Raw genomic sequence first — 23,133 nt, 5'->3', positions numbered from 1 at the left:
AACAGAATTTTATAAAAATTAAAATTGACTATTACACGTTTTTCTTATATGATATTTTCATATTCCACTATACGGATTAATTTTCATATAATGAAAACAATTGAACTGAAATGGTTGCTAATTTGAATGATATGTAGTCGAACAAAAAAGGAGCAATATACATGTGTCAACAACTAAGTCAATTACCACTTGCAACACATATCGAAGAGCTTACAAAAGAATTAGTCCATATTAATAGCATTAATGGTACAAATGGTGAAGGGAAAATCATTGAGTTCATCTATGAAAAAATGCAAGCATTCCCTTATTACCAAGAAAACCCTACATTTCTTTGGACGACAGATGTGAAGCATGATCCGATCGGACGCAAAAATCTCTTTGCATTCGTAAAAGGTCCTAATGAAACAAAGAAAACAATTATTTATCATGCCCATTTGGATACGGTCGATATAGAGGATTATGGTCATCTAAAGGAGTTTGCTTTTTCCCCTTACAAGCTTGAGGAGTTCTTTGGAAAATATGAAGGAAACGCTGAAGTACAAAAGGATGCTCAAAGTGGCGATTGGATGTTTGGACGTGGGGCTGTAGATATGAAAAGTGGTGCCGCTGTCCATGTGGCGAATATTCAGTATTTCACACAGCATCTTGAAGAATTAGATGGAAACCTACTTCTAATTTTAAATGGTGGTGAAGAGTCAGAGCATAATGGGATTATTGATGCATTAGATGAACTTAGTCATTTAAAAATAGCACATGGGTTGGATTTTCTAATGGCAATCAATACCGATTTTACAACACCATTATACGGGGATGATCCACATCGTTATATTTATACAGGCGTTGCTGGTAAGCTTCTTCCCGCATTCTATATCTACGGACGTGAGGTACATGTGGGTGATACATTAAGTGGTATCGACCCGAATTATATAGCAGCTAAAATTACTGAACGCATTCATAATAACTTAGCATTGACTGAGCAAATTACAGGTGAAACGATACTCCCACCTACTTGCTTATATCAGCGTGACACAAAGGAATCCTACACAGTTCAAACAGCATCTACAAGCCAAATTTATTTTAACTATTTTTTATATGAAGAATCTCCAGCCCATGTCGTCAGTAAACTAAAAGCTGTTACACAGCAGGCATGTACTGAAGCAGAACAATACTTACAACTTCAATATGAAAAATATAGTGAATGGTCCAATGTCCCAAAACGCTCTTTGTCCTGGCATATTGAGGTGGTGACGTATGATGAACTGATTTCATACTTGAATGAAAAAGGTGTTCAAACTGAGGCTATTCTTGCAGAGGTAATGAAAAAGAATGAAGGAAAGGAATTACGCCAACAGTCATTTGCTCTTGTGGATGCCCTACAAAAGGCCGATCCAGAACATCAACCTCGTGTTGTCTTATTTTTTGCACCACCATTCTTACCACATAATTATTTAAAGGAAAATGTGGTAAGAGATCAAGCATTGAAACAAACTATTGAGCATATTGTCAAAGAGGTTGCTATGGAAACAGGTGAGCTATTCCAAGTTAAACGCTTCTTCCCTTACTTAGCTGATGGTAGTTTCTTATCTATTCATGCGACAGAGGAAGAACTACAAGAATTGCTTCATAATTTTCCAGAATGGAATACCCTTTATCCCCTACCCTTTGACAAAATAAAAGCACTAAATATCCCTTCCGTTACAATGGGTGTATATGGGAAAGACGGCCACAAATGGACTGAGAGAGTTTACAAACCTTACTCCTTTGGCGTTTTACCAAAACTCATACAGAAAACAACTAAAGCAATATTCCAATCAAACCATTAATCTAATCAAAACACCATTCGATTCATTAAGAATCGAATGGTGTTTTTTTATGTATCTACATTTTATTCGGGAAGCATTTCACTTTATCTACAGCTTCTAGTAATTTTTTGGTTACTATTTCCGATTCATCAATATGTTCTGTTAAAACTTTATTCGTTTCATCAAATAGCGCTGTTGTTGTTTGGAATTTACTCATAACATCCTCAGTCGATATTTTTTGACTATCAATATATTGTAGCAATTCCTTCACTTCACCCTGCACATTCATAATGATTTGGAGTAAAGCATTGATTTGCTCAGAAGTATCTGTACTTTTTTGTAGGCCCTCTGTTACTAGCTGCATATTATTTTTATTATCTTCATAGGCTTCAGAGATTTGTTCCTCTATTTTTTTCGTAAGGTTTACAATATCTTCTGTGCTTGACTTTGTATTTTCTGCTAATTTACGTACTTCTTCTGCAACAACTGAAAACCCTTTGCCATGTTCGCCAGCTCGTGCTGCTTCAATTGAGGCATTCAAAGCAAGTAAATTAGTTTGGTTGGAAATCTCACTAATCACTTTGACAATATCCGTTATTTGCTTTGATCGTTCACTTAAATGATTCATGCTATTTGTTGTTTTTCTTGATTGTTCACCTAGCTCATCAATAACATGCTGTACTTCCTTAACCGCTTGTTTGCTATCAATCGATAAAGAAACCATTTTATCTGATGAGACAATTAAAGAACTACCTTTTTCAAGTGCATGTCCAGATATGGTATTTGATTGTATTGTACTATCTTCTACTCTATTAAATTCTTTTAATATTTCAGTAACCATCTCTCCTAAAATGATATGCTGGTTATTGACTATATCATGTTGTCCAATCGTTGAAATTAGTTCTTTATGTAGTTCATTGAGGAAAATCTGAAATTCATGATCCTTCTTATCTAGCTTTGCATTCAGTTCATCAATTTTAGCCTTAAATTGCTCTATATCTTCTTTTTTTGATTGAAACATTGTTAACATAGCCTATCACCCCAGAAAGTAGATTATTGAATATGTATTTAGTTTACTGGATTTAAAGTGATTAATATACATTTTTAGAAAAAAACACTCACTCCTATCAGCGTAATCCCGATAAAAGTGAGTGTTTTATTTATTAATAAGCTAAACCGAATAAAGCTTTAATATGTGTTAAATAACGAATATTTGAAGCTTCTTTCATTAATGTTGCAGGAAGACCTTTAAGCTCTGTGTTGCTTGCGCCAATTGTAGCGACAGCATCTTTACGACCTAAGCTTGCAAGTGTACCTGAGTTTACTGCTGAGAATGATTTCATCTCTTGGTTTCTGTATTGTGCAAATACATTATAACCAGCGCATTCACCCATTTGCCATGCAACTTGTGCAGTTGGAGCGTATAATGGACGACCTCCATCAGCAGGTAGAGCTACTGATGCATCACCAATAACAAATACATCTTCGTGAGAAGTAGATTGTAAGAATTCATTAATTGTTGCTTTACCACGATCAGCTGCTAAACCTGATTCACCTACGATTGGTAGTGGAGCTACCCCACCTGTCCATACAAGTGTGTTTGCAACGATTGGTTCACGATCTTTTAATGAAATAACATTGCCGTCAACACCCGTTACAGGCGTACCTGTAATAAATTCTACACCGCGTTTTGTTAAGCTTTCTGTAGCGCGTTGGATCAGTGTATCTGGAAGTACTGGTAAGATTTTTGGACCAGCTTCAACAAGTTTAATTTTAAGGTCAGCAAAGTTAACACCGTGTTTTGCAGCGATTTTCGGGAAGTTGTCCACAATTTCACCAACAAGCTCAACGCCTGTTAAACCGCCACCGCCAATAACGATTGTTGCATCTGCTTCATCTTTAGATTGTGCGTATGCTTTAATGCGGTCTTCGATATGCTTGTTAATTTTGTTAGCATCATTTACTGATTTAAGGACCATAGAGTTTTCTTCTAATCCTGGGATACCGAAGAATCCAGTTTGGCTACCTAAAGATACTACAAGCGTATCGTAAGTTAATGTATAGCCATTATCTAAATCAACTTTTTTATTATCTACATTGAATTTTGATACTTTTGCAATGTGTAAGTCGATATCTAAACCTTTAAAGATTTTTTTAAGTGGTAATGCAACAGCACCTTCTGCAATTGTACCACCTGCTAAACGGTGAAGCTCAGTGATAATTTGGTGTGTTGGGAATTGGTTTACTACAGTAATTTTAGCTTCATCAGCTGATAGATACTTACGTGCTGTTAATGCAGTTAAAACGCCAGCGTAACCTGCACCTAAGATGACGATTTCTTTTGACATGATTAATTAATCCTCCGTCCTTACGAATTGAATTTACCTTGAGTCTTATTTAGCTTTGCGTTCTGAGCTTACTTGTAAGAAAGCATTAACAAAACGGAAAACATTTTGAACTTGAGGGTCTTTTAACATTTTCACAAGACCGAATAAACCAATTACTTCTTGGCTTTCAGATGCACGGTCTTTCGCTTCAATTGCAGTTGCTGCAAGGTTTTTCGCAGAGCCTACTACAGGACCAGCCATTTCTGTTACTGCTCCAACAGTATCATTTTTAAGCACTTCGTCTGTTGCAACAGCTTGAGCAAACTCGTATGATTTCGTTAATAATGTCATCATTTCAGTTAACTTTGGTAATTGCTCAACTAAAGTTGTAAGTGATTCTTGAACTTCAGGCTTTAATAATTGATCTAGTACATCTAATTGCTCTTTACTCACAGTTACTTGTTCAGCCTGTGTTTGGTTATTCGTTTCTGACATTTTGAACTCTCCTTTGCCATCACTAGTACTATTTTTTATTGCTTACATGTAAAAAAGACCATTAAGGTAAAACTTAACAGTCGTTACAGCGTATATCTTACACAATCACCAGTCACAAGGGCTGGATAGCGATTCGTATGACTTGTTATTACAATGTTTACTTTAAATCGCAAAAAGCGCATCATAATACCATCCTTATCTTGTCTTGGTGACATTACAACCTTCATTATAAGACTGTTTGTACATTATTTCAATGAGCTATATCACAATTTCGACAATATTTTCAAAACTCATTGATTTTATCAACTATTAACTGTCTTACTATAATAAATTTTCCAAAGCATCATAATTTTTTATGATAATTCTTTTTCCTGTCATCTCTATATAACCTTCCTTTTGAAATGCAGATAAACGACGGCTTAATGTCTCTCTTGTAGTATTCAATAAAGAGGCTAAATCTTTTTTTGTAAGTGTCAATAAAAATGTATCGCTTCCTGCTGTAGCAGCAGATTTTAAAACAAAGGCAGCCAGTCTTTCACTTACCTCTTTAGAAACAGCTTCACTCAATTGATTTTCTGTCTCCTCTAATCGTGAGGAAAGCTGGGCAAGCATATGAAACAGCGTAACAGGCGTACCTGCTAAGATCTTCATCAGTTCCTCACCATCAAGTGAGCAAATTTCAGTTTTTTCTAGTGCCTCTACTGTCGATTTTTGCGGCTCATTATTAAACAATGTAACATCCCCAAAAAATTCTCCTGCTTCCAAAACTCTCATAACGTACTCCCGACCGTCTGTAGAAATATGAGATACTTTTGCACGGCCATACCTTACGATAAATAATTTTTTCTTCCGGTCACCTGCGAGTAAAATAATGTCTCCCTTATCAAAATGATGATGTGTAATAATGTGTGAGATTTCTTCCATTTCATGTGCTTTTAGATGTTGAAATATTGGTACCTTTGAAAAACAGTATTGTTTTTGACAGTTCATTTATCTACCTCCAAATTTGACATATATCACAGTAATTAATGTTATATTACCTTTATAATAGTGAGAATAATAATCATTTTCAATAAAAGGAGGATACATAAATGACTAAACAAACCTTAAACTACGAAAAAATGCCTGGTCATTGGCTCTTAGCGAGCTTAGGAAAAACGGTACTTCGCCCTGGTGGCATTCAAATGACATGTCAAATGCTTCAACATTTAGCCATTAAAGAACAGGACTATGTAGTAGAATTTGCACCTGGACTTGGCACTACTGCAAAAATGACATTAGCAAAAAATCCAACCTACATAGCCGTTGAACGTGATGAGGAAGCTGCAAAAAAGGTAAGAGAATATTTAAATGGGGATAATCAACGCTGTATCATTGGTAGTGCAGAGCACACTGGTTTACCAGATGCATGGGCTACTGTTGTCTACGGTGAAGCCATGTTGACCATGCAATCAACTAAACAGAAAAATGCCATTATTAGAGAGGCAAAAAGACTATTAAAGCCTGGTGGTATCTATGCCATACATGAGATGTGCTTAACACCATCTACTATTACTAGCACTCAACGTGAAGAGATTCGTAAAGATTTAGTCCAAGCTATAAAGGTCAATGCTCTACCATTAACAGTAGAGGAATGGGAAGATGCTTTAAAGCAACATGGTTTTACTATAGAACATGTAGAAACGGCACCTATGCATCTCCTTTACCCGAAACGCTTAATTGAAGATGAAGGCTTATTCGGCGTTCTAAAAATCATCAAAAATGTAATAATAAATTCGAAAGCTCGTAAGCGCGTACTTTTTATGCGTAAAACGTTTATGAAGCATAATCAAAACCTACAAGGCATCTCTATCATTGCGCGTCTGGCTCAATAACATCACTTAAAGTTCAGCTAAAAATGAAGCATAGAAAAAGCTCCATACGCTAGGAGCTTTTTTATTTCAATTTAATCACAATCAAGCGAACATCTGTAATAGCTTCTAAGCTGTGCTTCTCAGATGGGTTTAAGGCTAAGATGGTATCCTGTGTTAAAATTTCTTCCATCCCTTCAATAATAAAGCGAACTTCCCCAAATTGAACAATAATTAAAACTTCATTGTCTGTATGATGCTCAGGAATTTTTTCACCTGCTCGCAATTGAATGTTTAAGACATCTGCACCCTCAATACTACCCAATTTACCAATATGCTTTTTCTTCTCTTTTAGCATTGCTTGAACTTGTATAATTGTCATTGTCATTCCTCCCTATTCCATGTCATCATTTTTGCTTTTAATGGGTTTAAAATAAAACTATCGATTGCTAAAATTATTAGTACACTTATCAACGTCCAAGCGAATACTTTATCCGTATTAATATTGATGCGTGCCATCGTTAAAGCCGCTCCAATACCACTATTCGTTCCTAATAGTTCAGCCATAATGGTCATTCTTACTGCACCTCCTGCCGCCAACGAACAGGCTGTAAAAAATGGCACCATCAGACTTGGTAATATGATGAAACGTAACTTTTGCCATGTTGATTTTTGATAGACGGTCGCCATTTGTAAGAGTTGTATATCTATTTGTCGATAACCATTAGCAATATTAATATAAAATGTTGGAAACACTAAAATACTTACGACAAATATTGGTATGATTGAATTAGTACCAAACCATACCATTGCAACTACGACTAAAATAATAGGTGGGATACCTAATAAAAATGCAATAACTGGGCGGAACATTTCATAAATAACTGCAAATCTACCCGCCAATAAACCCGATAAAATTGCCAAAAACATACCGATTGATAAACCTACTACCATACGAACCATTGTTAAATAAAGTTGATGAAGCAACTCACCACTTACTATAAGGTGCCATAGTGCTGTTAGTGTTTCATATGGAGAAGGTATTAAAATGCTCGGGAAATTTAAAGATAATAGTGTCCAAATGAGCACGATGCCACTGCAAGTGCTCATTTGAATAATCAAGCTTTTTTTACGGTTCATAATAGAAATCATCATCCGGTAATTGCCCACCAATAATATCTGGCGATAGTGAAGCTAGTTGTTCAAAGAAAAACTCAAGCTCTTCCTTGGCTTCTTGCGCCGTGACAAATTCGATATTTAAATAAGGTAATAACCCTGCAATAAAGGTTGGATCAAGCCCTTCTTGATATGATGCCAATAGCTCGCCAGCAGCTTCAGGATTATCTTTTAAAAATTGAATAGATTCCTCTATTTTTGCTTGTAGCAATGCTACAGTTTCTGGGTGCTCTTGAATTAATGCCTTATCCACAACAAGGCCAGCTTGAGGAATACGCGGTGCCTTTCCTGTTGCTGCTGCCCATTCCTCTTGTAGACTCATTGATTTTTGTAGGGCAATTCCCTCTTTTTTCGCCTTCGCAATAACAAGGGAAGCAGTATGCTCTGGTAATACAGCATATTGTGCTTTGCCAGCCGCTAATAATTGGACAACCTCCTGAGGAGTTGCTGTATATTCCACCGTTAAATCTTTCTCTATATCTAGCCCGTTTTTCTGTAATAAATACTGAAATACTAATGCTGGCATATCTCCCTTAAATGGTACATGGACCGTTTTACCTTTTAAATCCTCCCATGATATTGCTTCACCCTCTGGTCCAATAAAATATAAAATACCCCAAATTAATGTATTTACCAATTGAATGTCTACACCTTTATTGTAAAGGTTAGCACCTACATATGTTGGCACAGCAGACACTTGCACCTGACCTCCACTGATACGTGCACGTAATTCGTCAGGAGTATTCCAAGTTAGAAACTCAACATCCTCTGCACCTTCTAGTAACGATTTATCATCAATCATTTTATAGAGTGGTGCAGCAATCGAAATACCTGCCGGTGCCTGAATAGTCATTTTTTCAACCTTTGATACACTTGGTTGTTCAGTAGTAGCTTGTACACTTTTCTCTGGTTCTTGATCTTGCTTTGCTTTTTCTGTATTGCCACAAGCCGTTAAGACAACTGTAAGACATACTATTAAAAGACTTACTATAGGCCATTTTTTCATAGCATACTTTCTCCCTTATTTAAAGTTGTAATAATTGATATTCAATATTTTTTATATAATCAAAGTTACGATGTTTTCTTGGTGTATCTAAAACTATTTCCTTGTAGATTCCTTCATTTGCATACGCAATATTAATAATGCGGTCTGCTACCGTTGCAGCTTCTTCATAGTCATGAGTTACATAAAACATACCTACTTGCTCATTTTCTATTAAATCAATAAGGTCCTGCACAAGTTCTTTTTTTATCCAATAATCTAATGCTGAAAAAGGTTCATCCATCATAATAAGCTTAGGCTTGCATGCAAATGCTCTAACAATTGAAACTCGCTGCTTCATGCCACCAGATAATTGCTTAGGAAACGCATCCATTTCATTGTCAAGCTTAACGCGAGCTAATAGATTCATAATTTGAGATCTATCTACTACACCATTACAGCTAAATGTGACATTTTCATATAATGTACACCATGGTAATAACCTTGGTTCTTGAAATACATAACCCAATTTATCTGTGATGCATGTAATATGACCAGATGTTGGCTGTAGTACATTCGTTGCAAGATGTAAAAAGGTAGTTTTTCCACATCCTGAAGGTCCAACAATAGCCACCACTTCGCCTTCTTGCAAACTTAAATGACAATCTTTAATAATTTGCTTCGTTCCAAAAAATTTAGATACGTGTTCAAATTGAATTGCTGTTTTCATTGGCTATCCTTGCTTTTTTGCAATGATGGTAATGTGACCAAAATGATGGCGAGCATGATCAAAATGCTCAATTATTTCAAGGAAATATTGCTCATCATCCGAATTTTTCCGTGCATTTTCAATGATACGTATTAAACCATCTAAGCCCTCATCTCGTATAAGCCCTACCAAAGATACTAAGTGGAGTTCTCCAGTATGCACATCTACAGGTTTGAATCCTGTATTTTCAACTAAAGTTTGCCAATGCTGCTTTGATAGTGGCTGTGCCTTCACAACAATGACATTACGCAGTGCCTCAATTTCATCAGTAACACTTTCTTCACTTGATGCTTTAACAACTAAATCATGTGTTGCTAAAATACCGCCTGGCTTCAAAACCCTCCTATATTCAGCTAAAGCCTGTTCTTTTAATTCCTGTGGTAGCATTGTGAGCATCGCTTCATTTATAACCACATCGAAGGTTGCATCATCAAATGGTAATTGTGTAGCATTTCCTTGTTGAATTTGAACGAGATGCTGTACATTTTCACGAATAATAATTTCTTTTGCTTTTTGAACTGCCTCTTTATTAATATCAATTCCACTTACTTTAGCATTGTATGCTTTAGCAATATGTATTGCTGTCGCTCCTGTATTCGTAGCCACCTCTAGGACATGGCTATCTTCATGTAGCTGACAAGCCTCTAATATTCGGTTCGTAGCCTCCTTTCCACCTGGACGTAAAATTGTCTTTCCTAACTTCGCTAAAAAGAGATGTGTAGGTAAACGCTGTTCTGTCGAATTCATTTTTTCTCCTCCTCTGTCATCTATAGCTACACTATAAATGAGAATCATTATCAATGTATGTGACCCATATCACAATTAAAGGAGTTACCTCAAATAATGAGATAACTCCTTTAATTGTGTTGAAAAATAAAACAATCCATAGAGTTTTGGTGACAGGTGAAAATGGATTTCCGTTGCAGGCTACTTGCTTTCCTGTGGGCGAGCGCATAGCCGCTCCGTTTAGAGGCTTGCCTGTCTCACTATCCCACGGGAGTCAAGTAGCCTTCCACTCCAACCTACAAAATGTTACCTTTTTAGCAGAGGTTTTCAAATAAATGAAGGTGTTTACTACTCTTTATGAAGAGGTGTTGTCACTCATTAAGAATACAGATAATGGGCGATTTGATCGCTATGCTACTATGAAAAAAGTTAAGACATTTTGCAGAATGGTTGATTGGAGTGGAGCCAGCGTCACTCCTAGGGGATTTAGCGTCACAGAGGAGACCCTGGAGCGAACGGAAGTGAGTGAAGCGGCTCATCGGACGCCCCCTGGAAAGGACGCTGGCGGAACGGAAATCAACCCCCACCTTGCTAAAAGGTCGTTTTCTGCTAGTGACATGATCTTTTTTCAACAACATAAAAGGAGTTACCTCAAATAATGAGATAACTCCTTTTATAAAAAATTACATAATCATTAAGTTTTATTTATTTTCAACAGACAGCCAAAAGAAATTTGTTACTTCCTTTGCCGTCACATCTACTGAGCCTAGCAAAGTTTTACCGTCGCCATCTTTAAAATATCCTACTGTCATTAATGCCATAAAGTTATGAGCGAAAAATTTAGCATTTCCTTTTCGAATCGTGCCATTATCCATCTCCACTTGCATGGTCTGCTCTATTGTTTGATACATATCATTTTCAGATGCCTGTACTTGTTTCAGCTGTGGTTCCGATAAATTGATGGTTGCCTCTTTCATAAAATTTTTCATATCAATATCGATAGTCGCTGATAAATGAACTGCCACAAGCTGCTCTAATCGCTCTTTAAATGGTATAGGCTGCTCTAAAATTTCTAGGATAGATAGCTTGATTCGATCCATCATAGCAATTAATGCAGATGTATATAATTCACCTTTAGTTGGGTAGTAGTAATAGATAGTCGCCTTTGTTACGTTACAAGCTTTAGCTACATCATCCATCGAAATATTTTTGTAGCCTTCTTTAATAAAAAGTCTTGTGGCCGTTTCAAGGACAAGATCTTTTGTTGGTTTCGCATTTCCATCATGGCGAGGTCTCCCGAGAACACGCGGTGATTGTTTCAACAAGTTCGCCTCCTTAAATTAAGCATACTTTTTACACATAGTATAACATATGAATATTTCTAGGTTGATTAATTAACCTTCTAGTATATATAATTAAATCACTTACATGAAATGGAGGTCTTCTCATGAAAAAACATCCACTTGAGCAATGGGGCTCAATGGTTGCAAGTAAAAAGGGTCGCTTATTAGCATTAGCTTTTTGGGTGTTATTAGTAGTGGTGCTGTCGTTTGCATGGCCACAAATCAATAGTATAGAAAGTGAATCCGGTAAAAATTTACCTGATACTGAAATGTCTGAGCAAGCAGCGGCGATTATTGCTGAGCAATTCCCTAACGATGCTGGAACACCTTTATTACTAGTTTGGCATCGTGACAGTGGTCTTAGCATTGATGATTTTACGGCTATCCAAGGTGTTTATAGCGAGCTTCAGGCAAAGCCCTTAGCCCATCAAACAATGATCCCACCATTTGATCAAATGCCACCACAGGCTTTAATGACTTCCGCTTCCGAAAATGGCACAACGATTGTGACACCAGTGTTTTTTGAAAAAGATGTCGCTACAGATATGCTACAGGATAGTTTAGATCATCTGACAAAGGTAATGGAACGCTATCAAGTTCAATTAGATGAGAAATTATCCAGTGATGCACTCCATGTCCGCTATTCTGGACCAGTTGGGATTGCCACTGATGCTGTCAGTTTATTTTCACAGGCAGACGTGAAATTATTAATAGCAACCGTATTGCTCGTTTTAGTATTACTTATTATCATTTATCGTTCACCATTACTGGCTATTATTCCTTTAATTGTTGTAGGTCTTGCCTATGGTGTTATTAGTCCGACACTTGGTTTCTTTGCTGACCAAGGATGGATAGATAAGGATTCGCAAGCAGTATCCATTATGACTGTTTTACTCTTTGGTGCAGGTACTGACTATTGTTTATTTTTAATTTCTAAATATAGAGAAATTCTCTTAGATGTTGAGGATAAGACTGCTGCTATGAAGCTGACTGTCAAAGAATCAGGTGGTGCCATTTTAATGAGTGCTTTGACGGTTGTCATTGGTCTAGCTACTCTTAGTCTTGCTCATTATGGTGCATTCCAACGCTTTGCTGTGCCATTTAGCTTTGGCGTGCTTGTAATGGGAATTGCAGCACTTGTTGTCCTACCAGCTATTCTTGTCATAATAGGACGTGTAGCTTTCTTTCCCTTCATCCCTCGTACTGAGGAAATGGCAAATAAAAAAGGTAAAAAGCAGCATAAACCTTCACATAAGGTTAGTCATAAAATCGGACGTTTTGTTACACATAAACCATGGATTGTTATTGCTGTAACAGTCATTTTACTCGGGGGATTGGCAGCATTCGTTCCACGTATTCAATACACGTTTGATCTGCTTTCATCCTTCCCAAAAGATATGCCGTCCCGAGAAGGCTTTACTTTAATAGAAGAGAATTTTTCTCCTGGAGAGCTAGCTCCTGTTCAATTGGTTATTGATACTGAAGGTACCGATATTAATTTACAGCAACAACTTGCTGACATCTCTTATATTGATAGTGTTGCAGATGTACAAACTGGCGATAAAAATAAGGCTATTCAATTGTACGAATTAACTTTCAATGTCAACCCCTATGCAAAGGAATCATTAGCCCATATTCCTGAGCTTCAAGCTGAGGTAATTAAAATGTTGGAGGTACAGGGGCTCACTAGTGCTGAGAAGCATGTTTGGATTGGTGGAGAAACAGCCAGCCAATACGATACACAACAAATAACTAAGCGTGATGAGACCGTGATCATGCCAACCATGATTGCTTTAATCGCATTATTATTGTTTGTTTATTTACGCTCTATTACTGCTACGGTTTATTTATTAGCAACCGTTATTATTTCCTACTTTGGAGCATTAGGTGCTGGATGGCTAATTTTGCATCATATCATGGGTGCAGAAGCCATTTCTGGAGCTATACCACTGTATTCCTTCGTGTTCCTAGTAGCACTCGGAGAAGATTATAATATCTTTATGATCTCAGAAATTTGGAAAAAGCGTAAAACTGCTGATCATTTAACAGCTGTAGAAGAAGGTGTCGTCCGAACAGGAAGTGTTATTACATCCGCTGGACTCATCTTGGCAGGTACGTTTGCTGTGTTGGCAACTTTACCGATTCAGGTGCTTGTTCAATTTGGTGTCGTTACAGCCATCGGTGTGCTTCTCGATACATTTATTGTACGTCCATTGCTTGTACCAGCAATCACAACAGTACTAGGTAAATATGCATTTTGGCCAGGGAAGTTATTTAAAAAAGAGGCATAAACAGATAACACGGACATTAGATAAGTATGACTATCATACTTGCTAACATCCGTGTTTTTTCTATTAATACTATAAACATTTCATCATATAATTATACTAATTTAACTTTATTACTCTCCATTCAAATAAAGGAGTGGCATAAATGAACCTTCAAAAACTACAGCAACGCTTCCCATTATTAACCCCCTTTTCAGGTAAAACAGACGGAAACTATGTATTTAATTTTGACAACCATCTTTATGAAATTCCAGCACATACCGTGACACAAAGTGAATTTGAGCTGTTGCAAATTTTCTCAGATCCCATTGCCTTGCCACATGACTACGATAGGATTTGGCTAGATTATTTAACAGACCTAACGGATATTGCTCCATCTATCCTTCCTCTACATCGTTTGTTATTTCTTCACTTCGACAAAGATTTTACAGCACCTGCATTACTCCGCACAATCTTTGAAGCTTTACTAGGAAAAGATATTTTCATGCTATCCATACATCCACAATTATTTGTCATAATCGAATGTATTAAGGGTGATGAAATATTAAATTTTGCTCATTATCTTGATCCATTAATCGAGGATTTACAGGCTCATTTTAAGATTTTCGTATCTGATGTTATACCAGACGTAACGACGACTAAGGAGCGATTTAGCTGGTATGTCCACCTTCAACAATTTATTTGGACCTATACACCAAAGCATGTACTCACACAGCAGGAGATTTTAGTGCCATATGTCATGCAGCATATAGAGTCACATGAAAAGGAGATTTTTATTTCCTCTGTCTTAAAAAGTGCCACCTCTCAGCCTGAATTACTCCATACGATAAAGCAATTGATTGAATATGAAGGGAATATCACATTAGCTTCTAAAAAAATGTATATGCATCGCAATACACTACAAAATCGCTTAGAAAAATTTCAGCTATTGACGCAAAAGGACATTCGGCATTTTTCTCATCGACTAGATGTTTATTTCGCAATTATTTTCTTAGAATCACTTTAGGTTAACTGCACAATTAATGGCCTCAACACTGTGCACTGTTTCTCTATCACTCTGTGCTGAAGTTATTTACAATAAAATTATGTCTTACAAAGGGGTGTATATTATGGCGGAATTACGGTTAGAGCATATCTATAAAATTTACGATAAAAATATTCAGGCTGTAACTGATTTCAATCTGCATATTCATAATAAAGAATTCATTGTGTTTGTAGGTCCATCTGGCTGTGGAAAAACCACAACTTTGCGTATGATTGCTGGCTTAGAGGACATATCAAAAGGAGAACTCTATATTGATGATGTCCTAATGAATGATGTGGAGTCAAAAGATCGTAGTATTGCCATGGTATTTCAAAGCTATGCTTTATATCCACATATGACAGTCTATGATAATATGGCGTTTAGCTTAAAGCTCCGAAAGGTCGATAAAAAGGAAATAGATCACCGCGTCAAAGAGGCTGCTAAAATATTAGGTTTAGAGGATTATTTAAAAAGAAAGCCAAAAGCTTTATCAGGTGGACAACGTCAGCGTGTGGCTCTTGGTCGAGCTATTGTTAGAGACGCTAAAGTATTTTTAATGGATGAACCTCTTTCTAATTTGGATGCCAAATTACGTGTGCAAATGCGTGCTGAAATCCAGAAACTCCATCAACGAATTCAAACAACTACAATCTATGTTACGCATGACCAAACAGAGGCTATGACAATGGCTACTCGCCTCGTCGTGATGAAGGATGGTCTTATTCAACAAATCGGGACGCCAAAGGAAGTATATAATACACCTCATAACATGTTTGTGGCAGGCTTTATTGGTTCACCATCCATGAACTTATTCCATTGCCACCTTACAGAAACAGAGATCCTTTTAGGAGAGCAGAGCTTCCCTATCCCATCCATGTACGTACCATTGTTAAAGGAAAAAAATTATTTAGGGAAAGAGATTGTTATGGGTATACGTCCTGAGGATTTACAAATTACGGATGTCGTTTCTCCTTTTGCTTTTAAGGCAACTATTGATGTTACTGAATTACTAGGTGCAGAAACTTATCTTTATTGTTCTTTAAACAATCAAAATTTCATTGCACGCGTACAGGCTGACAATAATTTACACCCATCCGATAGGGTTTCCTTTGTCATGAGGGAGGAAAAAATCCACTTCTTTGACCCTGAAACAGAAGAGCGCCTTTAAGCATACACTCTAGCGACTACAGCTGAATCGAAACCAAAAACGAAGACGATACTATGGGATAATAGATCGCCTTCGTTTACTTTATTTTATTTTTTCGTTTCGCCACTTTTTTATGCAGCCCTTGAATGACTGAACGTGTTTCGTCTAAATAGTCAACTGTCTGCTCATAGGCACTCGTCACGACTCCCATAAATAAAATATCAATGACGAGTAGTTGGGCAAGGCGTGAGGAGGTTGCACCACTTCTAAAAGTAGCTTCAACATTTGGAGATACATATAAGCAAATGTCCGCTAAACTAGCTGCTAAAGAACTACCATAGCGCGTTAAACTAATTGTAGTTGCCGGTGTTTCCCTAGCTATCTCAAGAATTTTAGCCACTTCATGTGTTTCTCCAGAAAAGGAAATGCCCACTACGACATCTCCCTCCTGTGCATTGACTACCGCTGTAGCTCCTAAATGTAGGTCCATAAAAGCTCTACTATTTTTATTGATTCTTAAAAATTTTTGATCTGCATCCATTGCTGCTATACCTGAAGCACCCACTCCAAAAAATATAATTTTACGAGCTTGTGATAAAGCAGTGACGGCACGCTCTAATTCAACTATATCTATTAAATTAGCTGTTTGTGCCAAAATTTCACTACTTTGCATCGTCACCTTTTCTACAATCGATGGCAATGCTTCATTTGCCTCAATATCCCGATCTACTGTTTTCGTATGTTGTAAATCACCAGCGATACGTAATTTCAGCTCTTGAACACCACTTATATTTAACGATTTACACAGACGAATGACAGCCGCACTACTTGTATGACTTGCTTCTCCCAATTCAACCGCAGTCATTTTAATTGCCTGTGTTGGGTAGTCTAAAATAAAGCTCGCTACCTTTTTTTCTGAAGGAGGTAGCTTCTCTCGCATTTCTGCAAGCATAATTAAGCCAGCATTTATTTTGTCCATTCTTCCATCCTCATCTCTTGTTGAATGGAGGTTTCCATTCACATCTCGCATCAAAACTTTCTTCATTCCACTGCTCTACGTACATGCCCTTCGGATTGGGCTAGTAATTCCGTTGCTTCTTCTATTGTTGTATTCGTCAGTAGCATCACAATCGATAGCTTCACTTGAAAATTAGTTTGCTCCAAAACACTTTCAGCCTGACTATAAGCAACACCTGTCACATCACAAACTATTTGTTTGGCTCGCTCTCGCAATTTAAAGTTACTAGCATGGACATCCACCATTAAATTTTTATAGACTTTGCCAAGCTTGATCATTGTGGCTGTTGTAATCATATTCAGTATTTGTTTATGGGCAGTGGCAGCCTTTAATCTTGTAGACCCTGTCAAAATTTCAGGACCAGTAATCACCTCTATCGCAATGTCCGTATACTGACTAATGGCAGAATGAGAATTACTAACTAAGCTGATGGTTTTCGCTCCTATTTGCTGCGCGTATATTAATGCCCCCTTCACAAAAGGTGTTCTACCACTTGCCGCTATTCCAATCACTACATCGCGGTTTGTTAGCTGTCGTTTCTTTAATTCTGCTTCGCCTAATGACAGATCATCCTCCGCTCCTTCTACGGCAATCATGACTGCCTCTTCCCCACCAGCCAATATTGCCTGTACAAGCGCTGGTAAGGTACTAAATGTGGGCGGACATTCCACTGCATCAAGCAAACCAATTCGCCCACTCGTCCCTGCACCTATATAAAATAAACGGCCACCATTCTTCAGTGCATGAACAGTAGCTGTAATAGCTTGTTCAATCTCAGGTAAAACTTTGGCTATGGCTAACGGTATTTTTTTATCCTCTTCATTCATCAGCTTTACAATTTCAGCAGTGGACATTAAATCTAGATTTGTCGTATCTGGATGGTAGCCTTCAGTCGTCAGTTTTGTCATGCGTTCCATTGAATTTAAATCCCTCCCGCGCTCTTTTCATGGATGCTCATCCAAGTTCCCTTTACCGTTTGCTGTAAAGCTTCTGTCATTTGAATCCCCTCACTCAAAAGCCCATTAATGAAAGCCCCAATAACAGGTGGCACTTCAGGTTGTATGAGCCGATTATGCCTAGTTGCTAGCCGTAATGTCTCTTGAAAACATTGCTTAAAATAAAGATTTTCAAATAAACCTCCACATATGACAATAGGCCAATTTTTCACTTGTGGTTCTTTTTTCAGCATCGTTTGGAGGAATTGCACTAAATGATGAACAGCCTGTTCGATAATATTCTTTGCTTTATCATTCTGTTGTTCAGCTAAACTTAACACCGTCCGAGCTATAGAGGCTATGAGGACACGTGGTTGTGGATGCTCATAAACATGGGTAATGATGTCAGTAGGATTTGTTAATGTTAACTGCTCTAAAATGGCCGCAGTAAAGACATCTCCATTCATGCCAAAAACATCATAATGCTGAGCAATTACACGCAATGCCTCTTGCCCAATATAGTAGCCACTGCCTTCATCTCCAAATAAATAACCCCATCCTCCAACACGACTAACTTGATGATCTTTCCTGACAGCGTATACAATGGAGCCTGTGCCTGCTATTACAACGAGCCCTTGCTGGGTAAATGTACCGCTAGTAAGAGCCGCTACTGCATCATTGGTGATCGTTACCTTACAAGAGCTAGCAGGGAAAATGAAACCAATCCATTGCTCCCAGCGGACTTTATCTACTTGTCGATCTCCTCCTGCCACACATAAGAACACAGTCGAAACATCACTCTTTGTCGCAGCTATCTTTTGTAATAACTGGGCTAGTAGATGCTCAATCTGTATCCTTACCACGTTTGGTGGTGTCGCCTTCATATTCGTTCCGACTCCTTCAACAACCGCCAGCACTTCTCCTTCTTTCGTTCCAATTACTGCGCGAGTTCTCGTCCCGCCTCCATCTACCGCAATAATGTATTGTCTATTTAATAGCACCAGCCGTCAGCCCTTCCATAAATTGCTTTGAAGCAATAAAGAATAATAGGATCATTGGTAATGATGCTAATGTTAGGCCTGCAAACAGCGAGCCCCAATCTGCGGAATGTTCCCCAAAGAGTGACATCATCCCAACTGGTATCGTCCGTTTCATTTTCTCTGTAATAAAAATAAGCGGGAAGAAAAAATCATTCCATGCAGCGATAAAGTTAATAATGACGACTGTTCCAAGTGCTGGTCTCATTAACGGTAATACCACATGCCAAAGGACTCTTAAGTTTCCTGCCCCATCTATACGGGCAGCCTCCTCCAGCTCATAAGGCATCGTTTTAAAAAAGCCTGTTAAGATCAGCATGGATAATGGTATGCCTGTCGCCATATTCATCAAAATTAAAGACCATAAGGAATTAATTAATCCTAAATCACGCATTAAAATAAAGAGCGGTACAATACCTAGCTTTATAGGGATCATCATGCCTAATAAAAAAATAAAAAACAATGCATGATTCCAAGAAAATTGAAAGCGAGCAATATAAAATGAAGCCAATGAACAAACAACAACAATCAATACAACAGATACAACGCTAACAAACAGGCTGTTTAAAAAATACGTTGTAAATGGGATTTTAGATAATAATGTACGGTAAGTCTCTAAGCTAAAGCTAGTTGGTAAGCCTAATGGATTTTTGTAAATGTCCACGCTTTTTTTAAATGAAGATAAAATCATTAACAAAATGGGATATAAACTAATGGTCGCCACCGTAAATACCACAAGATAATAAAAAGGTCGAACCCATATTGCACCTTGCTTCACTATATTCACCCCCTACATTTGGACATCCCTTTTATTGGCCAGGCGTAAAAATACCGTGGTACAAACTAAAATAAATAGGAATAGTACCGTTGCTAGCGCAGAACCTAGCCCAATAGCTGTCGCTCCAGAAGCTGTAGAGCTACCAAATGCCAAGCGATAGAAAAATACAGCTAAAGTATCTGTAGAATAATATGGCTCTCCCATGGAGCCCTGCATCGCATATACAAGCTCAAATGCCTCAAAGGACTGGATAAACGTTAAAATTCCCATGATCATAATAGATGGCACCATTAATGGCAAATAAATAGTGCGTAATAATGTAAAGCCTTTGGCACCATCCAATTTTGCTGCTTCAACTAACTCACTTGGAATTCCTTGAAAGCCAGCTAAAAATATTAAAACGCCAAAACCAAGCCCAAACCAACAATTCACTAAAATTATCGCTATTAAAGCTGTTCCAGGATCTCCAAGCCAAGCCTTTTGTAAGGTTTCAAGACCCAATTTCTCTAAAATAACATTTAAGGTACCAAAATTAGGATTTAAGATGAGCTTCCATAAGAAACCTACTACGATTACTGATAATAATCGTGGTAGAAAGAAAGCCGCCTTAAAAAACTCCGCTCCCTTAACTTTTTGGTAGATAATAAATGCAAGAAAGAATGCTAATCCATTCATCACTACCATTTGCAAAACAAAATACAGGACATTATGTTTGAAGGCGTTCCAAAACATGGAGCTATAAGGTTCTGTCGTAAAAAGCGTCACAAAATTTTGGAAGCCAATGAAACCGCCACGAGCCATCCCTTTCCATTCAAAAAAACTATAGGATAAAGCTGCTACTATCGGATAAAGTACAAACATTCCGTATACTATTAGTGCAGGAATTGGGAAAAGATGTATTGTCCATTTTGCCCATGATTTCCTCTTTCTTGACGATGAAGCTGTAGATTCTTTCATGCTGAACAGCCCCCTTTAATCATAATGAGACAACAAGACCCCTATACACCTTAGTGGAGTTTCAGGGGTCTATCTTAATACATTACTTATTGCTGAAAGGGCGTAAACCAAGCTTTAGCGTTTTCCTGTACTTTTTTGGCTACCTCTTCAGGCGTTACCTGATCTAAGTACATGCCCTGTAGCTCACTCTCAAGCAAGCTCTTTGTTGTCGGGTCCCCACCAGTAAAATTAGTCACCCACATATATGGTGTTGCTTCATTAGCAGTCGAGTTACTAATGTCATTTAGCAAGGCGTCATCAGAAGTAATGCCAGGAATAGCACTGATCATAGAAAATTCCCTCACAAACAGTTCACCAAATTCCTTTGTTGTTAAAAACGCTAAAAATTCTTTAGCTGCTTCTTTATTTTTTGAATTTGCATTGATCGCAAATGAACCATCTACCCAAGTTGTCACTGTTTTATGACCTTCTTTTGAAGGAATCGGGAAATACCCTAAATCTAAATCTGGATTCATTTCTAAGACAACAGGAATTTCCCAGCTACCGAGCGGGAACATCGCTGCATCCTCTAAAGCGAACAATGTACGAATATCATCCATTCCCAAGCCTTCTGAATTAGCTGGAAAATACTTTTTCAAGTCGTTCATCACTTGTATAGATTCGATAAACTGAGCGTCTGAGAAATCCTTTTCTCCCGTAAGCACTGCTTGATAGAAATCATTTCCTTCATAAATAGCGGGGCCCACAATACCGTGTAGCAACGATAATAACCAGCCTTCTTTTGTACCCATTGCAATGGGTGTAATGCCCTTTTCTAATAATTGATCATTTAAGGCTATAAATTCATCCCATGTAGTAGGAACTTCGAGATTATTATCTTTAAAAATCTTTTTATTATAGAAAAATTGCGTTGAGCTTAAATTAATTGGTACACCATACTGATTCCCTTGTTCATCACGTGAAGCCATTAATGCCTCTTCAGGATATGCACGCAAACCGCTTAAGTCATTTATTTTCTCAACATAACCCGCCTCTGCAAGCTTCAACCCAGCTGCATATGGACGCAAGTGGAAAATATCTGGTCCTTCCCCCGCTTGTAATGCTGTATTGAGGACTGTGTTATATTCTGTATTTTTAGTTGGGTTAAAGGAAATGTGTATATCAGGATGTTGTTCATTAAATAAAGCAATTACTTTTTCATATTTGGCAACATCTTCTGTCCGCCAACTCCCTATTGTTAGGGAAACCTCTTCTGTTTTCGGCCCGTCTTCTTTACCAGGTGTTGTTGCGTTCGTTGATTTCTTATCGGTGTTACAGCCTACTAAAGCTACAACGAGTAATAAAAGAAACGGCAATAACCATTTACTCTTTTGTCTCATACCAACAGATCCACCCTTCATATCAGTAATTTTTCATAAATCATCGTATGAAGCTTCTCCCGAATCCTTCGCAGCTTTGTATTTCTCCCATAATGCACCGCATTCGTTAAGAAAATAACAAATGCTTTTTGAATAGGGTCCATCCAAATACTCGTGCCTGTAAATCCTGTATGACCAAATGAGTTCTTGCTCCACCTCCTACCAAAACAAAATGATGTATCGTCCCCTCTCCATACTTCAAAACCAAGTCCCCTATTTTTGAATGTTTTTGTATAGGTAAGCTCCATCCATTCATATGGAATAACCGTTTGTTGCCTGATCCCTAAAAAAATTTCCGCATACTTTGCTAAATCCTCTGCGCACGAAAACAAGCCTGCACTCCCAGCAACCCCATCGAGTAATAGAGCTTTTTCATCATGAACAATCCCCTGAACAAATTTCCCTGCAAACATTTCAGTTGATGCCGCAAGCCTTCTTTGTTGCTCCTGCAATCGAAAACGAGTATGGTGCATGCCCCATGGCTTAAAAATCTCTTGCTCTACAAAACTGTTGAATGAACACCCAGTAACCTGTTCAATCACCTTTCCTAGTAGAATCATGCCTAAATCACTATATACCACCTGTTTATTTGGCTGACACACTACTTCACTTGCCATTATCTCCTGCATGATGTCACGTCTGTGATTCCTCTCTACCACTGGTGTTAAATCTGCCGGTAGCCCTGAGCAATGCTGTAATAACTGTTGAATCGTTATATCTGGGTAATGAAATGTAGGCAAAAATGTTTGAACAGGCTCTCTTAATGTTAATTGATTTCGACTTATCAACAGTAAAATAGCTGGTACTGTAGCTACAACCTTCGTTAAGGAAGCTAAATCAAACAGCGTATGATTTACAATAGCTTGCTTGCTACCATCCTCAGCTGTATAGGCTCCATAACTGCCTGTTAATAGCCTGTTTTGTTGCTGTTGAACAATTAATACAGCTCCTGGCAGTTCCTTTTCGTTCACTAAGTCATTGATATATGCATCTACCACGAAAGCACCTCATTATATAAAAATCTAAATTTTCTGTAAATTATTATTATCATATAAAATAAA

22 protein-coding genes are annotated in these 23,133 nt (G+C 37.7%); 5 read left to right on the top strand and 17 right to left on the bottom strand.

Translation table 11 applies throughout. From position 1 onward, the window contains the following. Positions 1–161: 161 nt before the first annotated feature. Positions 162–1,823 carry a M20/M25/M40 family metallo-hydrolase gene (locus NV349_RS01560; RefSeq protein WP_089933109.1) on the top strand — a complete coding sequence of 554 codons (1,662 nt, stop codon included), beginning with the start codon at positions 162–164 and terminating at the stop codon, positions 1,821–1,823. Positions 1,824–1,878: 55 nt separating this feature from the next. Here the strand turns inward: NV349_RS01560 and NV349_RS01555 are convergent, their stop codons facing one another. From NV349_RS01555 to NV349_RS01540, 4 genes are all read right to left on the bottom strand, one after another. Beyond that, positions 1,879–2,832: a methyl-accepting chemotaxis protein gene (locus NV349_RS01555; protein WP_036118002.1), complete on the bottom strand. Its 954-nt coding sequence runs from the start codon at positions 2,830–2,832 to the stop codon at positions 1,879–1,881. Positions 2,833–2,965: 133 nt separating this feature from the next. Beyond that, positions 2,966–4,150 (bottom strand): NAD(P)/FAD-dependent oxidoreductase, encoded by a 1,185-nt coding sequence (locus tag NV349_RS01550; RefSeq protein ID WP_101966972.1) that lies wholly within the window; start codon positions 4,148–4,150, stop codon positions 2,966–2,968. A 45-nt stretch (positions 4,151–4,195) separates the two neighbouring features. Continuing rightward, a complete protein-coding gene (locus NV349_RS01545; protein WP_036118008.1) occupies positions 4,196–4,624 on the bottom strand; it encodes a helical membrane plugin domain-containing protein in 429 nt (142 codons plus the stop codon). Positions 4,625–4,945: 321 nt separating this feature from the next. After that, a complete protein-coding gene (locus tag NV349_RS01540) occupies positions 4,946–5,614 on the bottom strand; it encodes a Crp/Fnr family transcriptional regulator (RefSeq protein ID WP_089933112.1) in 669 nt (222 codons plus the stop codon). Positions 5,615–5,715: 101 nt separating this feature from the next. Here NV349_RS01540 and NV349_RS01535 point away from each other — a divergent pair, with 101 nt between their 5' ends. After that, positions 5,716–6,498 (top strand): class I SAM-dependent methyltransferase, encoded by a 783-nt coding sequence (locus NV349_RS01535; protein ID WP_089933114.1) that lies wholly within the window; start codon positions 5,716–5,718, stop codon positions 6,496–6,498. Between the two features lie 61 nt (positions 6,499–6,559). Here NV349_RS01535 and NV349_RS01530 read toward each other — a convergent pair whose 3' ends face one another. The 6 genes from NV349_RS01530 to NV349_RS01505 all read right to left on the bottom strand — a co-directional run bounded on the left by NV349_RS01530 (position 6,560) and on the right by NV349_RS01505 (position 11,449). Further along, a complete protein-coding gene (locus tag NV349_RS01530; protein WP_089933118.1) occupies positions 6,560–6,856 on the bottom strand; it encodes an AraC family ligand binding domain-containing protein in 297 nt (98 codons plus the stop codon). Between the two features lie 2 nt (positions 6,857–6,858). Beyond that, on the bottom strand, positions 6,859–7,629 hold the full coding sequence (locus NV349_RS01525) for an ABC transporter permease (RefSeq protein ID WP_089933120.1): 771 nt from the start codon (positions 7,627–7,629) through the stop codon (positions 6,859–6,861). Further along, on the bottom strand, positions 7,604–8,656 hold the full coding sequence (locus NV349_RS01520; protein WP_271912144.1) for an ABC transporter substrate-binding protein: 1,053 nt from the start codon (positions 8,654–8,656) through the stop codon (positions 7,604–7,606). The genes NV349_RS01525 and NV349_RS01520 overlap by 26 nt, the downstream gene beginning before the upstream one ends. A gap of 19 nt (positions 8,657–8,675) precedes the next feature. After that, positions 8,676–9,362, bottom strand: coding sequence for an ABC transporter ATP-binding protein (locus NV349_RS01515; protein ID WP_036118022.1), 687 nt, complete (start codon positions 9,360–9,362; stop codon positions 8,676–8,678). Positions 9,363–9,365: 3 nt separating this feature from the next. Continuing rightward, positions 9,366–10,148: a class I SAM-dependent methyltransferase gene (locus NV349_RS01510; RefSeq protein ID WP_036118025.1), complete on the bottom strand. Its 783-nt coding sequence runs from the start codon at positions 10,146–10,148 to the stop codon at positions 9,366–9,368. Between the two features lie 680 nt (positions 10,149–10,828). Continuing rightward, the gene (locus tag NV349_RS01505) at positions 10,829–11,449 is read right to left on the bottom strand and encodes a TetR/AcrR family transcriptional regulator (protein ID WP_089934964.1); all 621 of its coding nucleotides are present in this window, start codon (positions 11,447–11,449) and stop codon (positions 10,829–10,831) included. A 125-nt stretch (positions 11,450–11,574) separates the two neighbouring features. Here NV349_RS01505 and NV349_RS01500 point away from each other — a divergent pair, with 125 nt between their 5' ends. The 3 genes from NV349_RS01500 to NV349_RS01490 all read left to right on the top strand — a co-directional run bounded on the left by NV349_RS01500 (position 11,575) and on the right by NV349_RS01490 (position 15,950). Beyond that, on the top strand, positions 11,575–13,761 hold the full coding sequence (locus NV349_RS01500; protein WP_271912142.1) for an MMPL family transporter: 2,187 nt from the start codon (positions 11,575–11,577) through the stop codon (positions 13,759–13,761). A 142-nt stretch (positions 13,762–13,903) separates the two neighbouring features. Continuing rightward, positions 13,904–14,764 (top strand): PucR family transcriptional regulator, encoded by an 861-nt coding sequence (locus NV349_RS01495; RefSeq protein WP_089934960.1) that lies wholly within the window; start codon positions 13,904–13,906, stop codon positions 14,762–14,764. Between the two features lie 103 nt (positions 14,765–14,867). Then, positions 14,868–15,950: an ABC transporter ATP-binding protein gene (locus NV349_RS01490; RefSeq protein WP_089934958.1), complete on the top strand. Its 1,083-nt coding sequence runs from the start codon at positions 14,868–14,870 to the stop codon at positions 15,948–15,950. 76 nt (positions 15,951–16,026) lie between these two features. Here the strand turns inward: NV349_RS01490 and NV349_RS01485 are convergent, their stop codons facing one another. The 7 genes from NV349_RS01485 to NV349_RS01455 form a co-directional block, all read right to left on the bottom strand. Further along, entirely contained in the window at positions 16,027–16,908 is an 882-nt protein-coding gene (locus NV349_RS01485; RefSeq protein ID WP_058844875.1) for a MurR/RpiR family transcriptional regulator, read from the bottom strand. A 62-nt stretch (positions 16,909–16,970) separates the two neighbouring features. Next, positions 16,971–17,864 carry an N-acetylmuramic acid 6-phosphate etherase gene (gene murQ, locus NV349_RS01480; RefSeq protein WP_271912137.1) on the bottom strand — a complete coding sequence of 298 codons (894 nt, stop codon included), beginning with the start codon at positions 17,862–17,864 and terminating at the stop codon, positions 16,971–16,973. A 5-nt stretch (positions 17,865–17,869) separates the two neighbouring features. Beyond that, entirely contained in the window at positions 17,870–18,883 is a 1,014-nt protein-coding gene (locus NV349_RS01475; protein ID WP_271912135.1) for an N-acetylglucosamine kinase, read from the bottom strand. Further along, on the bottom strand, positions 18,870–19,697 hold the full coding sequence (locus tag NV349_RS01470) for a carbohydrate ABC transporter permease (RefSeq protein WP_051891576.1): 828 nt from the start codon (positions 19,695–19,697) through the stop codon (positions 18,870–18,872). The genes NV349_RS01475 and NV349_RS01470 overlap by 14 nt, the downstream gene beginning before the upstream one ends. Positions 19,698–19,709: 12 nt before the next feature. Beyond that, complete coding sequence (locus NV349_RS01465) at positions 19,710–20,654, bottom strand: carbohydrate ABC transporter permease (RefSeq protein ID WP_271912134.1); 945 nt, start codon at positions 20,652–20,654, stop codon at positions 19,710–19,712. A gap of 86 nt (positions 20,655–20,740) precedes the next feature. Next, entirely contained in the window at positions 20,741–22,054 is a 1,314-nt protein-coding gene (locus tag NV349_RS01460) for an ABC transporter substrate-binding protein (protein WP_196243723.1), read from the bottom strand. Next, a complete protein-coding gene (locus tag NV349_RS01455; RefSeq protein WP_058844867.1) occupies positions 22,051–23,070 on the bottom strand; it encodes a serine hydrolase domain-containing protein in 1,020 nt (339 codons plus the stop codon). Before NV349_RS01455 ends, NV349_RS01460 begins: the two co-directional genes overlap by 4 nt. Positions 23,071–23,133: the final 63 nt, after the last annotated feature.

The organism is Lysinibacillus sp. OF-1 (genome assembly GCF_028356935.1).
GTDB lineage: Bacteria > Bacillota > Bacilli > Bacillales_A > Planococcaceae > Lysinibacillus > Lysinibacillus fusiformis_D.
Note: the sequence above shows the minus strand (reverse complement) of the source record. Positions and strands in the feature narration are given on the sequence as shown.

Excerpts from the sequence above, each read along its gene's own strand:
- NV349_RS01560 (WP_089933109.1), top strand. The coding sequence starts at position 162 with ATGTGTCAACAACTAAGTCAATTACCACTTGCAACACATATCGAAGAG.
- NV349_RS01555 (WP_036118002.1), bottom strand. The coding sequence starts at position 2,832 with ATGTTAACAATGTTTCAATCAAAAAAAGAAGATATAGAGCAATTTAAG.
- NV349_RS01550 (WP_101966972.1), bottom strand. The coding sequence starts at position 4,150 with ATGTCAAAAGAAATCGTCATCTTAGGTGCAGGTTACGCTGGCGTTTTA.
- NV349_RS01545 (WP_036118008.1), bottom strand. The coding sequence starts at position 4,624 with ATGTCAGAAACGAATAACCAAACACAGGCTGAACAAGTAACTGTGAGT.
- NV349_RS01540 (WP_089933112.1), bottom strand. The coding sequence starts at position 5,614 with ATGAACTGTCAAAAACAATACTGTTTTTCAAAGGTACCAATATTTCAA.
- NV349_RS01535 (WP_089933114.1), top strand. The coding sequence starts at position 5,716 with ATGACTAAACAAACCTTAAACTACGAAAAAATGCCTGGTCATTGGCTC.
- NV349_RS01530 (WP_089933118.1), bottom strand. The coding sequence starts at position 6,856 with ATGACAATTATACAAGTTCAAGCAATGCTAAAAGAGAAGAAAAAGCAT.
- NV349_RS01525 (WP_089933120.1), bottom strand. The coding sequence starts at position 7,629 with ATGATGATTTCTATTATGAACCGTAAAAAAAGCTTGATTATTCAAATG.
- NV349_RS01520 (WP_271912144.1), bottom strand. The coding sequence starts at position 8,656 with ATGAAAAAATGGCCTATAGTAAGTCTTTTAATAGTATGTCTTACAGTT.
- NV349_RS01515 (WP_036118022.1), bottom strand. The coding sequence starts at position 9,362 with ATGAAAACAGCAATTCAATTTGAACACGTATCTAAATTTTTTGGAACG.
- NV349_RS01510 (WP_036118025.1), bottom strand. The coding sequence starts at position 10,148 with ATGAATTCGACAGAACAGCGTTTACCTACACATCTCTTTTTAGCGAAG.
- NV349_RS01500 (WP_271912142.1), top strand. The coding sequence starts at position 11,575 with ATGAAAAAACATCCACTTGAGCAATGGGGCTCAATGGTTGCAAGTAAA.
- NV349_RS01495 (WP_089934960.1), top strand. The coding sequence starts at position 13,904 with ATGAACCTTCAAAAACTACAGCAACGCTTCCCATTATTAACCCCCTTT.
- NV349_RS01490 (WP_089934958.1), top strand. The coding sequence starts at position 14,868 with ATGGCGGAATTACGGTTAGAGCATATCTATAAAATTTACGATAAAAAT.
- NV349_RS01485 (WP_058844875.1), bottom strand. The coding sequence starts at position 16,908 with ATGGACAAAATAAATGCTGGCTTAATTATGCTTGCAGAAATGCGAGAG.
- murQ (WP_271912137.1), bottom strand. The coding sequence starts at position 17,864 with ATGGAACGCATGACAAAACTGACGACTGAAGGCTACCATCCAGATACG.
- NV349_RS01465 (WP_271912134.1), bottom strand. The coding sequence starts at position 20,654 with ATGAAAGAATCTACAGCTTCATCGTCAAGAAAGAGGAAATCATGGGCA.
- NV349_RS01460 (WP_196243723.1), bottom strand. The coding sequence starts at position 22,054 with ATGAAGGGTGGATCTGTTGGTATGAGACAAAAGAGTAAATGGTTATTG.